Consider the following 14,806-nt stretch of genomic DNA (forward strand, 5'->3'; position numbering starts at 1 on the left):
CCGGGCTTTAAAGCTGGCGCCAAAGGCAGCGTCATTAGGGGATTTCAGCGTGTCACACGCAGCACTACGTATATCAATAAAAAGTACGATAACTTACATCAAACCAAAGGATACCCTTTTAGGCGACGGATCCCGAACTGCAGCCTATGCGCACGTGTTTTAAGAAAGCTCAGCAGCTAATTCTTCGTTGTCGACTTCCCAGGCGCTAAATTCTTCACCATCAACTACTACAACCGGTACACGGTCACCGTATTCCGCCGCGAGCTCCGGATCGTGGTCAACATTACGCACCACTAATTCAGCACCTGCTACAGCAACAACTGGTGTGATTTGCTCATGAACACGCTTGCACGATCCGCAGGTGGTGCGAACCATCAATTCGACGGTATGGATAACGCTCCTCCTTAAATTCTCCGCTTGCTACCTTCAACAAGACGGGTGGGCTGAAAACCATTACTATAGAAACATTACTGAAATTAAGTTTTAACTTCTTCCCCAGGAACGCGATGACATCTCACCCTACCCCTCCCGGCTTTCCAGATTCTCCTCGCGATTTCTTAGCCAACTGGACCGCTAGCCGCGGCAACCTGCGTAATTTCCTAGAAAATACCTACCTGCCGCCGATTGATGATGAAGCGCAGCGTGAAGCTGGTGAAGCAGCCGCTGCCGCTGCTATTAATGAGGTCTATGACCTCGATTTAGATTCTTATGCCAAAGGTGTTGACTCTGTTTCCGGCTCTTTTGATGCCGCTGGTGCCAAACACATCACCGCCGCAGATCCCGATATTCCTATCGATAGCGGCACCGCAGCCTTTTTCGATGTTGATAACACTCTGATTCAGGGTTCCTCGCTGATTTCTTTTGGTCTTGGGCTTGCGCGCAAAAGGTTTTTAACCTTCAAACAAATCAGAACTATTGCGTGGAAGCAGCTGAAATTCCGTATCTCCGGCAAAGAAAATGCCCAAGATGTGGATAAAGGCCGCGAATTGGCCCTGGATTTTTTCAAAGGCCGCTCGGTAGAAGACATGGTGGCCTTGTGTGAAGAAATCGTCGATGACTCGATGGCTAGGCGTGCATACCCTGGCACCCGCGAATTAGCGCAGATGCATCTCGATGCTGGCCAGCAGGTCTGGCTGGTGACCGCAACGCCGGTGCAGCTGGCACAGATTCTCGCGCATCGCTTTGGTTTTACCGGCGCGCTCGGCACCGTAGCTGAGGTCAAAGACGGCAAATTCACCGGCAAGTTAGTGGGCGATATTTTGCACGGGCCTGGTAAACGTCATGCGGTGGCGGCACTGGCAACCATCGAAAAGCTCGATCTTTCCCGTTGTACTGCCTATTCTGATTCCGCCAATGACGTGCCGATGCTATCCATGGTCGGCACCGCCGTTGCTATTAACCCCGACCGGAAATTACGCGATATTGCCGAAGATAGAGATTGGCTCATCCGCGATTACCGTTCGGTGCGCCGCGCTATTCGCGCCTATGGCCTCCCAGCTCTTATCACCGCGGCTTTCTCTTTTGGTAGCTGGCGCTTCTTACTCAAGCGCGGTAGTAAGGGGCAATAACCCTAGTGGGGCGCGTACACCCACCACCTGCAGCCGGTATCAATTAATACGCGGCATTTCACGAAAAAGGCTCTGAGTTCCCACCGAAGTGGAGACTCAGAGCCTTTTGCTAGCAAGATTTACTTGCCCAACTTACGACGCTGCACGCGGGTGCGACGAAGCATCTTGCGGTGCTTCTTCTTGGACATGCGCTTACGACGCTTCTTAATAACTGAACCCATAGGAGGTTTCCTTTCGAACTTTTAGTACGTACTAAACCTGTCAGCTCCTTGCCCGCTCAAGGTGCACTCTTTAGCAGGCCGCAGCCAGAATCGGCGCGCGGGCGCTGACACGAATGCCAACCATTCTACTGATCGAAGTACCAGCTAACCAAAACGCCCCTTGTTTAGACACTTCCATGGGCATACAACAGCGCCCTCCACCTTCTGTCCACAACAAGTGAGACACAAAGAGGAGGGCGCTGCGAGAGCTTGTGCAGGAAGGATTATCCAACGTCGTAGACGGAGTTATTCAAGTAATCCTGAACTGCCTTGTCGTTAACGCGGAAAGAACGTCCCACGCGAACAGCTGGCAGGTCACCTGCGTGAACCAATCGGTACACAGTCATCTTCGAGACGCGCATGATATCCGCGACCTCTGCGACAGTGAGAAAGGTTCCTTTATCTTCATTAGCCATAATTCAATACCTTTCAGCCCGAAACGCGCTGTAGGCTTCCCCTCCCACAGGATGATCACGCTCGTGCTGGAACCAGCCTAACGTGAAACATGTGACTAATGCGACTCAAGTGCAAAAATTTCCTGTCACAACTATTTATTTTACCCCCGTGGGTATCACACGTAGGTTATTTACCCTGCGCATAACTGGGGAACCATGAAGCTCTCAGAACACTTGAGTCAGATTTGTCACATTGTTTACAAAACGCCCGTCCGGCAAGTCTTCTAGTTCATCGAGCGGGTACGTTCAACGCACTTGTCGATAGCGCGGTAGAAGGCACCGCGGATGCCTGATTCTTCAAGTTCACGCAATGCCGCGACTGTCGTGCCGCCAGGAGAAGAGACTCCGTAGCGCAGACTGCTGGCGTTTTGCTCTGACTCCACCAACAGTTGACCAGCACCAGCTGCGGTCGAATTAGCCAATTCTGATGCCTGTTGACGAGTCAGACCCAGGTTCACGCCGGCATCGATAAGCGCTTCGGTCACGAGGAAGTAGTAGGCCGGGCCCGAGCCAGCCAACGCGGCAGCCACGTCCATTTTGTCTTCAGTAACTTCCAAGACCTTGCCCACCGTCGATAGGAGCTCTTTAACGGTGTCTAGCTGCTCGCTGGTGACGTTTTGTCCGGGCACGACGATATTCATGCCATTTCGCACCAGCATCGGCGTATTTGGCATCGAACGCACCACTGGAACCTTTGGCCCCACTGCACCCTCAAGCTTATCGAGGGTAATTGCTGCAGCCATGGAAACAACCACCGCGTTCTCTGCGAGGCTGTCGTTGATTTCAGCGAACATCTCCACGATCGCATAAGGCTTTACGCACACGAAGACAACATCAGCGCCTTTCACCGCTTCATGGTTATCGTCCGTGGTTTTTACCTTGTAGGTTTCTTCAAACTCTTCCCGGCGTTCCGCGCGACGGTTGGTTACTACAATGTCTTGTCCATCAAATCCTGATGCGATGAGCCCACCGGTTAAAGCTTCACCGATTTGGCCACCGCCGATTACTGCAATTTTTGTCATGCGATCTAGCGTGCCAGATATTGACAAAGCCGGCCACCACCATTTGGTAGTAACCGGCTTTTTAAAACTGCCCGAGATAAGTCTTTAGAGAATAATAATCAGCAGCGGGCCAAAGGTAAGAACCAAGCCGACAACAGCGGCCAAGGTCATGGAGACAGAATCGCGCGCGGTGCGCAGTGCGTGGACGATACCGACCATTGCACCGGTAACAACGAGCGCGAGAATGGAAACGATAATGCGGTCAAAGCGTCCCCACAGGACTTCAAATCCCTTGAAGACGATTGCGCCGAGGATAATCCCGATCAACGCGAGCACCACGATGGCTACTGCGCTTAGCTTGCCGTCTTCTTCATCCTCAAAATCTTCGTCTTCACGCTGTGCCACTGCAGCATCACCGTGTGAGTCTGCAGGCACCACTGGGATTTCACCAGTTGCAGCATCTTCCACTTGTGGCGCATCTGCAGAAGCAACCGGCTTAGCCGCTGCAGTTTGCACTGGCATCACGGTGGTCTCGTCGGCCTTCGCTACTGCCTGCTTTGCTGCGGTCTTTTGCGCCTCAGGCTTTTGGGTCTCAGCCTTCGAAGAATCTGCTTCTACCTTGCTGATGACGGTGGTGTCATCATTGCTCGGAGTATCAGCCTTCTTTTCAGTTTCAACCTCACTCGCAGCCTGTGGCTTAGCTGCTGCAGGAGCTTCCTTGGCCACAGAAGTATCTGCTGCCTTCGCATCTGCTTTGTCACTAGGCTTCGCCGCATTGGCAGCAGGAGTCTTTGACTCAGGCTTAGCGTCCTCAGGCTTAGCGCTCTCAGGTCGAGCGGCTTCGGTTTTAGCGGTGGTGGACTTAGCTGCAGAAGCTGGCTCAGCAGGAGCAGCCTTTGCGGAAGCTGCCGGGACATCAGCAGATTTAGAGTCAGCCGACTTGGCACCTGCAGGCTTGGCATCTGCAGACTTGGAAGTGTCAGAATCCGCTGGGGCGTTCGATGTCGATGGTTGCGTGGGTTTTTTCGCTGCTTGAGCTGCTGAAGCTGCGGCGGCAGCGGAGGTGTCTGTTTCAGAGTGACGGGAACGTGCTGGCTCCGACTGCACGCGCTTGATTGATCCGGTGAGCTCCGCAACTGAGATACCGCCCTCATCTAAGCTGCGGCGACGTCGACGGCGAGGCGCTTCCTTGCCGTCAGTTCCCTGTTCAGAGGCACCCGTACTGCCGCGGCGCTCCCGCTCTTTCGAGCTTCGAGCAAGCAGTTCGGCAACTGTTAATTGCTTATCCTCAGCCATGTTCTTAATCCAGTCCCTTGTCAGTCCGGCGCAAAATTACGCCTTCTCGCAGTGCCCACGGGCAGATTTCTAACTTTTCTAGGCCCAATGCACGCATCGATGCTTCAGCCACCAGGGCACCAGCAACGATTTGGTGCGACCTGTCGGAACTTACGCCCTCCAGATCGGCACGGTCTGCCGCAGTCATACGAGAAATAAAGTTTATCAGCTGACGCAAACCGGCAGCCGTCAACGTTCTCTGGACGAACGGACCAGCTGAAGAAGGCGCCGAACCCGTCAAGCGTGACAAGGAGCGCAAAGTCTTCGAGGTACCAACCGCCAAACGGGCTGGACCTAGAGTCTTCATGTGCTTTGCTGCATCCTCGAGCTCAGCATCGATGTAATCACGCAGCGCCTGCACATCTTTTTTGGCAGGTGGGTCAGTATCGAACCAGTTATGTGTCAAACGCCCGGCACCCAGGTCCAAGGAAAATGCCATCTCTGGCTCTTCGTCTGAACCTGTAGATAGCTCAAGCGAGCCACCGCCGATATCGATGTTGGTAATACGACCGGCTGACCAGCCATACCAACGACGCACCGCCAAGAAAGTCAGGCGCGCTTCTTCCTCACCGGACAAAATCTCTAGATGGACGCCTGTTTCTTTCTCAACTAAGGCCAACACCTCATCGGAATTCGGCGCAGAACGCACAGCGGAGGTAGCAAAGGCAATGAACTCATCACAGTCCAGCTTTTTGCCCAGCTCAGACGCTTCTTTGACCGCGGAGATAAGCCTTTTGACGCCCTTGGCGTGAATGTTCCCGTCTTCGTCCAATTGCTCCACAAGGCGCAACGGAGTCTTCCAGTCACTCATCGGGGTCGGGCGACCGCCAACGGTGGCGTTGACTGCCACGAGATGGACAGTATTGCTTCCGACATCTAATACACCTAATCGCACACCCCTAAGCGTAGTAGGTCTACCGTTGGTAAGTGTGAATCGCCCGGATTTTTTACAGCAGTATCAACCATCGTCGAAAACCGTTCACCTAGGTTTCCCCGAATTTTCTCCGGCGGCCGCATCCATCCGCGCAGGCCGCGAGTTAGCGCCGGACTTTCCACGGGAATGGTTTGAGTTCACCGACCCGGAAGATGAGTTCCACGTCTTTAGCGTGGATTTAACCTGGTTAGAGTCTCATTACACGTGCCAGTTCGGTACTGAGCGATGCTTCGGTATCGACTCCGAAAACCCCGATGTGGGTTGCTGTGGGCACGGCGCTTTCATGGCCGATGAAACCGACCGGGATCAGCTCTACGATGCTGTGGCGCAGATGCCTACCAAATATTGGCAAAATCGCCCAGCTGACACAGACGCCTTCCTATCGGCCGAAGATCCCCTCCAAATTGAGCCATGGCTCGTATGGGATGAACTCGATGGCGATGACGTCGAACCCGAGCCAGCATTGAAAACTAAAGTTTTAGATGGCGCCTGCATCTTTGCCAACCGCGCGGGCTGGGCCACCGGCGCCGGCTGCGCACTGCACCAGTGGGCAATGGCAGAAGACCAAGAACTTACGGTTGTAAAGCCTGAGGTTTGTTGGCAACTTCCTATCCGCCGGCATGAGGAATGGGAAGAGCGTACCGATGGCCAAGAAATCCTGCGCACCACTTTGGGCGAATACGACCGCCGCGGCTGGGGCAATGGCGGCGAAGATTTTGACTGGTACTGCACCACAGATTCCGCCTGCCACAACTCCCCCGAACCCATGTGGCGCTCCCACGTCTCTGAGCTGACCGCGCTAATGGGCAAAAAGGCTTATGAACTTCTAGCTGCACATTGCCAGCAGCGCGCACAACTTCGCGATGCAGCCAAGGCCGCAAACATTAAACTTCCCTTGCACCCAGCAAGCACAAAGGCCGGCTGGTAGAAAACTACCAAGCCGGCCCTGCTGCCAAGATAGGTGACGATTTAAGCCTCGTACTTGTATCCCAAGCCTCGTACCGTCACCAGGTGCTGAGGGCGAGATGGCTCTTGCTCAATCTTGGAGCGCAGGCGCTTGACGTGTACGTCGAGAGTCTTGGTATCTCCGACATAGTCAGCGCCCCAAATACGGTCAATGAGCTGACCGCGAGTCAGCACGCGTCCAGCGTTGCGCAGCAAGTATTCAAGCAGGTCGAATTCTTTTAGAGGCATCGAAATAGGTTCACCGTCGACGGAAACGATGTGGCGCTCCACGTCCATACGCACCCGGCCGCCTTCGAGAACCTGCTCTTCAAATTCTTCTTCTACTTCCACAACGTCTCCGCCGCGGCGCAGAACAGCGCGGATACGTGCAATAAGTTCACGAGAAGAATAAGGCTTGGTGACATAGTCATCGGCACCAAGTTCCAGGCCAACAACTTTGTCGATTTCTGAATCACGTGCAGTGACCATGATGACTGGTACGGAAGATGTCGCGCGCAATTGCTTACACACATCCGTGCCAGACATACCAGGCAGCATCAAATCAAGTAATACGATGTCCACATCGTGGCGTTCAAATTCCGCTAATGCGGTTTTCCCGTCGTGCGCAACGATTGGTTCAAACCCCTCTTTTCGAAGCAGGAATGCCAGCGGATCCGCCAACGATTCCTCGTCTTCAACGATGAGAATGGTCGTCATGAGGTTTTATCCTTTCGACGAGAAGCTGCCCGGGCAACTGCGGAATGCAGGTCAGCCTTCGGAGTCTTCTCATGTTCATTATCGGTCACCGCTGGAATCTTTTCCGGTTCGGGCTCGTGATAAATAGGAAGTTCAATTGTAAAGGTTGAGCCGGTGCCAAGACGAGACCACAACTTGATGTTTCCTCCGTGATTGGCCACAACATGTTTTACAATTGCTAATCCTAGGCCAGTACCTCCGGTTTGCCGCGATCGGGCTTTATCAACACGGAAAAAGCGCTCAAAAACGCGCGCTTGGTCTTCAGTGTCAATACCGATTCCGCGGTCCGTGACGCGAATTGCCACGACATCATCATTGACGCGCTTTTGCGAGATCGACACCGGCATGGCCTCAGGCGAATAATGCACGGCGTTAGAAATTAGGTTGGATACCGCTGTCACCAACAAAGCCTTATCGCCTTTAACAAAAGCGCCTACGCTGACTCCGCGCGTGATTTGGATTTCATGTGCTTCGGCCGTGAGCTGATTACGCACGATGGCTTCATTAATCACCGCATCCACAGACACTGGTTCCAGCTCAGGTAGAGCCTCCGCACCCTGCAATTTCGACAGCGCGATCAACTCATTGACCATATCGGCCATGCGGTAGGCCTCTTTTTGTACCCGGGAACCGAAATACTCCACATGCTCTGGATCATCTGGGGAATCCAACAGCGCCTCAGCCAGCAGCGCGATACCGCCAACGGGCGTTTTTAGCTCATGGGAAACATTGGCAACAAAGTCCCGGCGCGCTGATTCCATGCGGGTGGATTCGGATTCATCGGTGGCAAAGATGATGACAAAGCGGTCATCGATAAGCGTTAAAGGCTTCACCAGCGCACGGATCTGCAGCACGCGGTTGCCCGTGCGACGCTTCGACACGGAGTGATCGATGGTGCGCTCTTCTTTATCATCAAAGACTTTTTCGGCCACGCGCCACAGTTCCGGATTGATGCTGCGGTCGTGCACAATCGTCATTTCATGCGCAGCGGTATTAGACAAAATGACATCGCCGCTTTGATCCACCACCGTTACCCCAGTGGGTGCGCCTTGGATAGCTAGATGCAAAACCTGGCTGACGGTTGTGACCTGGTTGGCCTCAATCGAACTGGTTTGCCGTGAGCTTAAAATCCGACGCTGGATAAAACGCGAAACTGGCATTGCGGCAAGGCAGACGATAACGCCTGCGATAAATGCAATGACTACGGCCACTGATCTCCTTGTGTTTTAAACTTGGGTCTAACGTGAAAGCACCCCAGGGAAATTATGCTCTCCCTGGGGTCTTTGTGCCAGCTGACTCTTTTCTTACTTGCCGCCTTGGGCTGCTACTGCTGCCGCACCAGCTGCTGCCGCTTCTGGATCAAGGTAGGTACCACCTGGGTTTACAACCTCGCCCGATTCGGTGATTTCGTAGACCAGTGGAATACCGGTTGGAATATTCAGACCTGCAATATCCTCATCAGAGATATCGTCCAAGTACTTCACCAATGCGCGCAGGGAGTTACCGTGCGCTGCAATCAAAACAGTCTCACCGCGCTGTGCGCGTGGCAGGATTTCTTCCTTGAAGTACGGAATGAAACGCTCCACGACATCCTTCAAGCACTCCGTACGAGGAACGGTGTCCAGGTTTGCGTAACGGGCATCTTCGGACTGGGAGTACTCAGCGTCATCCGCAAGCTCTGGTGGTGGGGTGCCGTAGGAACGACGCCACTCCATGAACTGCTCATCGCCGTACTTATCCTTGGTCTCAGCCTTGTTCAAGCCCTGCAGCGCACCGTAGTGACGCTCGTTTAAGCGCCAGTCACGAATGACTGGAATCCAGTGGCGATCTGCTTTGTTAAGCGCAATATTCGCCGTGCGGATCGCACGACGCAACAAGGATGTGTACACAACAGAAGGCAAGATGTTGTGCTCTACCAACATCTCACCGCCACGCTTTGCCTCAGCCTCGCCCTTTTCGGTCAGATCTACATCTACCCAGCCAGTGAACTGGTTGGATTCATTCCAGGTGGACTGGCCATGGCGTAAAAGAATTAGCTTTCCGTTAGTCATGCCATCAAGCATGCCACGAAATAGGCCTTAAGGGGCTAATTATTTCTGTGATCTGGGTAGCGAATTTTCGACCAAGAGACCACTTGGGCTTAAATACCTGCGGCCTGGCGCGGTCCGTGACATTCGGACATGTCTATTTTGGTTGCTTCTTCGTACACCTTTAAAAGCTCTTGTGCGGAAGCAGCCCAGCTAAATTTCGCAGCATGTTCCACGGCCTGCTCACCCATGTGGATGCGCCGCTCATCATCGTCAATCAATTGCGCCAAGGCATCTGCCCACTGCGCGGGCTCGTGTCCATCGATAAGCAAGCCCGTGACATCGTGTTCCACTGCAATCGGCAACCCACCAACGCGCGCTGCGACCACTGGGGTGCCGGTTGCCTGCGCCTCCATTGCCACCAGCCCAAAAGACTCGTTATAACTAGGAACCGCCACGATATCGGCTGCCTGGTACACCGCGACTAGCTCCTGTGGGGGACGCGCATCCAAGAAACGAATGCGGTGTGCAACACCCAGCTCACGCGCTAAATCGTGATAATTTTGCACATTCGAAGTCTCACCCGATGCTCCGCCGCAGATAACCACACGCAAATTCCTCTGTGGATCTCGCTTAAATAACTCGGCGGTCGCGCGGATCAAAACCTCAGGGCCCTTGAACTTCTGCAAGCGTCCAACGAAAGCCACCACTTTGGTGTGCAATGGAATACCCAGCTCACGGCGACTGCGCTCAGTGTTGCGATCTGTTCCTGGGGTAAAGAGCTCAGTATCAGCACCCGGAGTAATCACGGAGATATGACAATCATTGGCATCATAATGCGCGATGAGCTCATTTTTCTCATCCTCAGTATTGACCACCAAGACGTCCGCGTTATCCGATAATTGCTGTTCACAAATACGGCGGGCCTCTGATTCAGGCGAATCATCAGCCGCGCGGTAGGCATTTTTCACCGCCGCCAAAGTGTGCGCGGTATGAATCAAAGGAATGCCCCACAAATCCCGCAGCAACCAGCCCACTTGGCCTGAAAGCCAATAGTGCGAGTGAATAAGGTCGTAGTACAAGTTATTGCACTTAATAAACTGCACCATGCCGCCAGAAAATGCGGCGAGCTGCGTTGGCAATTCCTCTTTGCTTAAGCCCTCATATGGACCAGCCACAATATTAATCACACGTAGGTGCGGCTCAATTTCTACAATCTCCCCCTGACTCGGGCGGGTCGCACGCGTAAAAATATCCACGTCTACGCCCTTGCGTGCGAGCTGCGTCGCAATCGACAGCACGTAGACGTTCATCCCGCCGGCATCGCCCGAACCCGGCTGCGCAATGGGCGAGGTATGCATTGAAATCATGGCGACTCTCATACCGAATATCCTAGACTTTCACCCGGTTGGGCACACATTGAATAACAGAAACCACAACCGCTAAACCACACCTGCCTTGATGCCTGAATCACTGCCAGCCTGCGCTATGTATCTATGAATCTAAACTTGATTTAATCGAGAAATAGTTTTATCCGTGATCTATTTTACCTTCGTTGCTGAGTAAATCCTCAGGTTTATATAGCTACACTGGAGCAAATAAACACTTACGTAACCAACGGTATGGTGAGAGACAGATAGTGCCTCCCTGTCCATGCTGCGCTGCTCAATACTTTGATTTCTCAATGAGATTAGAAGGATGAAATGTCTGCTTCAGAAAATAAGACCTGGCTTTCGCACTACCCCGAATGGACTCCCCATTCCCTAGACTATGGCGACACCACCCTGCTGGACGTCTATGACAATAACCTGGCTATCAACGGCCACAAGTCCGCCTTAAGCTTCTTTGGCCGCAGCCAGTCTTATATCGATCTTGACCGCCAAGTTCGCCGCGCGGCCGCCGGACTTAAAGCTTTCGGCGTGCGTCCCGGCGACCGCGTCGCGATGGTATTGCCGAACTGCCCGCAGCACGTAGCGGCATTTTATGCGGTGCTGAAGCTGGGAGCATCGGTAGTTGAGCACAACCCTTTGTATACCGCGCACGAATTAGAGGGGCTGTTCCAGGACCACGGCGCGCGCATCGCGATCTCCTGGGATAAGGCAGCTCCTACGCTGGAAAAACTGCGCGGCACCACTGATTTGGAAACGGTTATTTCCGTCAACATGATTGACGCGATGCCTACCTTGCAGCAGATCGCCCTGCGTATTCCAATCCCGCCTCTGAAAGCAAAGCGCGACCAGCTCACCGGCGAAGCTCGCAACTCCGTTCCGTGGGACACCCTTATTGGCAATGCTATTGGTGGCGACGGCAGCGATATTGAATCCGAACCATCAGTTACGCCAGATACCACTGCCGTGGTGATGTACACCTCCGGTACCACCGGCAATCCCAAAGGCGCTGAGCTTACCCACGGTTCACTTTTCGCCAATATCGCACAAGGCAAAGCCTGGGTTCCAGGACTCGGCGATCAGGACGAGCGCATGCTCGCCGCCCTGCCGTTCTTCCACGCTTATGGCCTGACCATGAACCTGACCCTTGCGCAGTTCATCGGCGGCGAATTAGTCCTTCTGCCAACACCGCAGATTCCGCTGATCATGGACATCATGAAAAAGCGCACGCCCACCTGGGTTCCAGGCGTGCCCACGCTCTACAGCCGAATCGTGGAAGCAGCCAAGGATAAAGGCATTGCCATTAAGGGCATTCGCAGCGCTTTCTCCGGCGCGGCATCCCTTCCTGTATCTACCGTGGAAGATTGGGAAGAGCTCACCCAAGGCCGCCTGGTGGAAGGCTTTGGCCTTACGGAAACTTCCCCCATCCTTATTGGCAATCCGATGACCGATAGCCGCCGCCCCGGCTACGTCGGCATTCCTTTCCCGGACACTGAAATTCGCATTGTGAATCCAGAAAATCCTGATGAGGTTATGCCTGACGGCGAAGAAGGCGAAATCATCGCTCGCGGCCCCCAGGTTTTCAAGGGCTACCTCAACAACCCTGAGGCCACCGAGCAAGCCTTCCACAATGGATGGTTCCGCACCGGGGATCTAGGAGTCATGGAAGAAGACGGTTTCATCCGCCTGGTCGCGCGCTTGAAAGAAGTCATCATCACCGGCGGCTTCAACGTCTACCCAGCTGAAGTTGAAGAAGCCCTGCTCTCCCACCCTGACGTGGAAGAAGCCGCCGTAGTCGGCCGCCCGCGTGAAGATGGCTCCGAAGATGTCGTTGCTTGCGTAACGCTTCGTGATGGCGCCGCACTTGACCCCGAAGGCCTCAAAGAATTTTCACGGGAGCTTCTTACCCGCTACAAGGTGCCACGCACCTTCTACCACTTCGAAGCACTAGCCAAAGACCAACTGGGTAAAATTCGCCGCCGCGAAGTCCAACAGGACCTCATTGACCGGCTAAACAAGCAAAGCAAGTAATAGTTGTTTCAATTTTCCCACAGGGCAATCCCTGTGGGATTTTTTCTGTACCTGGGGGTAGAAATAGAAACTTTCCTGCGACAAACCGTCCAAATATGAGGTTTCCGTCATGTTTGCACTGTATTATAGAGCGCAAAATATTTAGGCGTCTAAATGCAACTGTTGTTTCGGCGTCGATAAACAACGAAGACCGGACACAATCGCATCACCGCGAGCCCGAACATTTGGAAGGACCCGCATGTCAGCATCTGAAACCAAGGCCTGGACCAAACTCTATGCCCCTTGGACTGACCACGAACTTGAATATGGCGATGACACTTTAGCGTCCATCTATGACCGCAACTTGGAGCTCAACGCAGATAAACCTGCAACCTACTTTTTCGGGCGCGGCCAAAGCTACAAAGAGCTTGACCAACAGGTTCGTGCAGCAGCCGCAGGACTTAAGGCCTTCGGAATTCGCCCTGGCGACCGTGTCGCCATCGTGCTCCCTAACTGTCCACAGCACCTTGCGGCTTTCTTCGCTATTCAAAAGCTTGGCGCGACCGTGGTTGAGCACAACCCGCTATACACCGCGCATGAGCTCGAAGGACTGTTCAAGGATCACGGTGCACGCGTGGTTATTGCTTGGGACAAAGCGGCCCCAACCTTGGAAAAGATTCGCGCAACCACGGACTTAGAAACCATTATTTCCGTCAACATGACTGAAGCTATGCCACGGCGCATGCAGCTGCTTCTGAGCATCCCGATTCCACCAATTACTGCTAAGCGTGATGCGCTTACGGGCGATGCTCCCAATACCGTCCCCTGGTCAACCCTTATTTCCCCAGCCATTGGCGGAAACGGCAAAGACTTTGAAAACAATGAAGTAACTGCCGATGACACCGCACTGATTCTCTACACCTCGGGTACAACCGGTGCGCCGAAAGGCGCAATGATTTCGCACGCCAATATTTTGGCTAACTGCGTCATGGGCAAAGCCTGGGTTCCAGGTCTTGGTGAAAAGCCTGAACGCTTCCTCGCAGCATTGCCCTTCTTCCACGTCTATGGCATGACCACCGTGGTCGCACTAGGCGTCTATGTCGGCGCAGAGATCATTTTGCTGCCTGCCCCGCAGATTCCTTTAATCATGGATGTCATTAAAAAGCACACTCCGACATGGGCTCCAGGTGTGCCGACGCTTTATGACAAGATTTTGGCAGCGGCGGAGGAAAAGGGCATGGACAAGACCCAACACCCTATTGCTAACTCGTTTTCCGGCGCAGCTACCCTGCCGGTTCGCACTGTTGCACGGTGGGAGGCTTTCTCTGGTGGGCTGTTGGTAGAAGGTTATGGTCTCACGGAAACCGCACCTGTTATCTGCGCTAACCCGATGGATGGCAATCACCGTCCGGGCTATGTCGGTATCCCATTCCCCGATACCGAGGTACGCATTGTTAATCCAGACAACCTCGATGAACTCATGCCGGATGGGCAAGAAGGTGAGCTGCTAGTTCGCGGCCCGCAGGTCTTTAAGGGCTACCTCAACAACCCTGAAGCAACCGCCGCTACTTTCCACGGTGACTGGTTCCGTACTGGCGATGCCGGCGTGATGGAAGAAGATGGCTTTGTGCGTCTTGTTGCCCGCATCAAAGAAATCATCATCACAGGTGGCTTCAACGTCTACCCGGCCGAAGTTGAAGAGGCCATGTCCGACCACCGCGATATCGAAAGCATTGCCGTTGTTGGTCGCCCGCGTGAAGACGGCTCTGAAGATGTCGTCGCGTGTGTCACGCTGCGCGATGGCTCTGCTCTCGATCCCGAAGGCCTGAAAGAATTCGCTCGGGAGCGCCTTACCCGTTACAAGGTGCCGCGCACGTTCTACCACTTCGACGAACTAGCGAAAGACCAGCTGGGCAAGATTCGCCGCCGCGAAGTCCAGCAAGCTCTTCTGAAAATGCTCGGAAATAAGTAATTACCTGTTACCAAGTAATTAAGTCGTCCTCCCCGGCGATATGACCGTGGTGCATTAAACTTAAAAAGAAGCACACTCTTCTTCGCCTTACGGCGGGTTAGCCTTTTAAGCTTTTCGCGCTGACCGTTGCAGATGCACCATCGATAAATTATCCC

General features: G+C 53.7%; 14 protein-coding genes. 4 read left to right on the forward strand and 10 right to left on the reverse strand.

Annotation, left to right across the window (positions count from 1 at the left end; translation table 11 throughout):
• Nucleotides 1-159: 159 nt before the first annotated feature.
• Nucleotides 160-375: a glutaredoxin family protein gene (locus tag C5Y44_RS02520; protein WP_105323498.1), complete on the reverse strand. Its 216-nt coding sequence runs from the start codon at nucleotides 373-375 to the stop codon at nucleotides 160-162.
• A gap of 131 nt (nucleotides 376-506) precedes the next feature.
• Between C5Y44_RS02520 and C5Y44_RS02525 the strand changes: the two genes are divergently transcribed.
• Nucleotides 507-1,568: an HAD-IB family hydrolase gene (locus tag C5Y44_RS02525; RefSeq protein ID WP_105323499.1), complete on the forward strand. Its 1,062-nt coding sequence runs from the start codon at nucleotides 507-509 to the stop codon at nucleotides 1,566-1,568.
• A gap of 119 nt (nucleotides 1,569-1,687) precedes the next feature.
• On the opposite strand, the gene C5Y44_RS02530 is transcribed toward C5Y44_RS02525, so the two are convergent.
• From C5Y44_RS02530 to C5Y44_RS02550, 5 genes are all read right to left on the reverse strand, one after another.
• Nucleotides 1,688-1,789: a 30S ribosomal protein bS22 gene (locus C5Y44_RS02530; protein WP_003855542.1), complete on the reverse strand. Its 102-nt coding sequence runs from the start codon at nucleotides 1,787-1,789 to the stop codon at nucleotides 1,688-1,690.
• A 263-nt stretch (nucleotides 1,790-2,052) separates the two neighbouring features.
• Nucleotides 2,053-2,244 (reverse strand): helix-turn-helix domain-containing protein, encoded by a 192-nt coding sequence (locus tag C5Y44_RS02535; RefSeq protein WP_006823560.1) that lies wholly within the window; start codon nucleotides 2,242-2,244, stop codon nucleotides 2,053-2,055.
• A gap of 263 nt (nucleotides 2,245-2,507) precedes the next feature.
• The gene (gene proC, locus C5Y44_RS02540) at nucleotides 2,508-3,305 is read right to left on the reverse strand and encodes a pyrroline-5-carboxylate reductase (protein ID WP_105323500.1); all 798 of its coding nucleotides are present in this window, start codon (nucleotides 3,303-3,305) and stop codon (nucleotides 2,508-2,510) included.
• Between the two features lie 84 nt (nucleotides 3,306-3,389).
• Complete coding sequence (locus C5Y44_RS02545) at nucleotides 3,390-4,580, reverse strand: hypothetical protein (RefSeq protein ID WP_105323501.1); 1,191 nt, start codon at nucleotides 4,578-4,580, stop codon at nucleotides 3,390-3,392.
• Between the two features lie 4 nt (nucleotides 4,581-4,584).
• Nucleotides 4,585-5,514, reverse strand: a complete 930-nt coding sequence (locus tag C5Y44_RS02550) for a Ppx/GppA phosphatase family protein (protein WP_105323502.1) — start codon at nucleotides 5,512-5,514, stop codon at nucleotides 4,585-4,587.
• 34 nt (nucleotides 5,515-5,548) lie between these two features.
• Between C5Y44_RS02550 and C5Y44_RS02555 the strand changes: the two genes are divergently transcribed.
• Nucleotides 5,549-6,481: a hypothetical protein gene (locus C5Y44_RS02555; protein WP_105323503.1), complete on the forward strand. Its 933-nt coding sequence runs from the start codon at nucleotides 5,549-5,551 to the stop codon at nucleotides 6,479-6,481.
• A 41-nt stretch (nucleotides 6,482-6,522) separates the two neighbouring features.
• On the opposite strand, the gene C5Y44_RS02560 is transcribed toward C5Y44_RS02555, so the two are convergent.
• The 4 genes from C5Y44_RS02560 to mshA form a co-directional block, all read right to left on the reverse strand.
• On the reverse strand, nucleotides 6,523-7,215 hold the full coding sequence (locus C5Y44_RS02560; protein WP_105323504.1) for a response regulator transcription factor: 693 nt from the start codon (nucleotides 7,213-7,215) through the stop codon (nucleotides 6,523-6,525).
• Entirely contained in the window at nucleotides 7,212-8,465 is a 1,254-nt protein-coding gene (locus C5Y44_RS02565) for a cell wall metabolism sensor histidine kinase WalK (protein ID WP_105323505.1), read from the reverse strand. The genes C5Y44_RS02560 and C5Y44_RS02565 overlap by 4 nt, the downstream gene beginning before the upstream one ends.
• Nucleotides 8,466-8,558: 93 nt before the next feature.
• Nucleotides 8,559-9,305 carry a phosphoglyceromutase gene (locus C5Y44_RS02570; protein WP_105323670.1) on the reverse strand — a complete coding sequence of 249 codons (747 nt, stop codon included), beginning with the start codon at nucleotides 9,303-9,305 and terminating at the stop codon, nucleotides 8,559-8,561.
• Nucleotides 9,306-9,394: 89 nt separating this feature from the next.
• Nucleotides 9,395-10,663: a D-inositol-3-phosphate glycosyltransferase gene (gene mshA, locus C5Y44_RS02575; protein ID WP_105323506.1), complete on the reverse strand. Its 1,269-nt coding sequence runs from the start codon at nucleotides 10,661-10,663 to the stop codon at nucleotides 9,395-9,397.
• Between the two features lie 321 nt (nucleotides 10,664-10,984).
• Here mshA and C5Y44_RS02580 point away from each other — a divergent pair, with 321 nt between their 5' ends.
• Nucleotides 10,985-12,700, forward strand: a complete 1,716-nt coding sequence (locus C5Y44_RS02580) for a long-chain-fatty-acid--CoA ligase (protein ID WP_105323507.1) — start codon at nucleotides 10,985-10,987, stop codon at nucleotides 12,698-12,700.
• Between the two features lie 238 nt (nucleotides 12,701-12,938).
• The gene (locus C5Y44_RS02585) at nucleotides 12,939-14,651 is read left to right on the forward strand and encodes a long-chain-fatty-acid--CoA ligase (protein ID WP_105323508.1); all 1,713 of its coding nucleotides are present in this window, start codon (nucleotides 12,939-12,941) and stop codon (nucleotides 14,649-14,651) included.
• The last annotated feature ends 155 nt before the right edge of the window (nucleotides 14,652-14,806 follow it).

This window comes from Corynebacterium sp. J010B-136 (genome assembly GCF_002967075.1).
Taxonomy (GTDB): Bacteria; Actinomycetota; Actinomycetes; order Mycobacteriales; family Mycobacteriaceae; genus Corynebacterium.

Bases quoted from the DNA above. Each gene is read 5' to 3' on its own strand.
- C5Y44_RS02520 (WP_105323498.1), bottom strand. From the start codon at position 375: ATGGTTCGCACCACCTGCGGATCGTGCAAGCGTGTTCATGAGCAAATC.
- C5Y44_RS02525 (WP_105323499.1), top strand. From the start codon at position 507: ATGACATCTCACCCTACCCCTCCCGGCTTTCCAGATTCTCCTCGCGAT.
- C5Y44_RS02530 (WP_003855542.1), bottom strand. From the start codon at position 1,789: ATGGGTTCAGTTATTAAGAAGCGTCGTAAGCGCATGTCCAAGAAGAAG.
- C5Y44_RS02535 (WP_006823560.1), bottom strand. From the start codon at position 2,244: ATGGCTAATGAAGATAAAGGAACCTTTCTCACTGTCGCAGAGGTCGCG.
- proC (WP_105323500.1), bottom strand. From the start codon at position 3,305: ATGACAAAAATTGCAGTAATCGGCGGTGGCCAAATCGGTGAAGCTTTA.
- C5Y44_RS02545 (WP_105323501.1), bottom strand. From the start codon at position 4,580: ATGGCTGAGGATAAGCAATTAACAGTTGCCGAACTGCTTGCTCGAAGC.
- C5Y44_RS02560 (WP_105323504.1), bottom strand. From the start codon at position 7,215: ATGACGACCATTCTCATCGTTGAAGACGAGGAATCGTTGGCGGATCCG.
- C5Y44_RS02570 (WP_105323670.1), bottom strand. From the start codon at position 9,305: ATGACTAACGGAAAGCTAATTCTTTTACGCCATGGCCAGTCCACCTGG.
- mshA (WP_105323506.1), bottom strand. From the start codon at position 10,663: ATGAGAGTCGCCATGATTTCAATGCATACCTCGCCCATTGCGCAGCCG.
- C5Y44_RS02580 (WP_105323507.1), top strand. From the start codon at position 10,985: ATGTCTGCTTCAGAAAATAAGACCTGGCTTTCGCACTACCCCGAATGG.
- C5Y44_RS02585 (WP_105323508.1), top strand. From the start codon at position 12,939: ATGTCAGCATCTGAAACCAAGGCCTGGACCAAACTCTATGCCCCTTGG.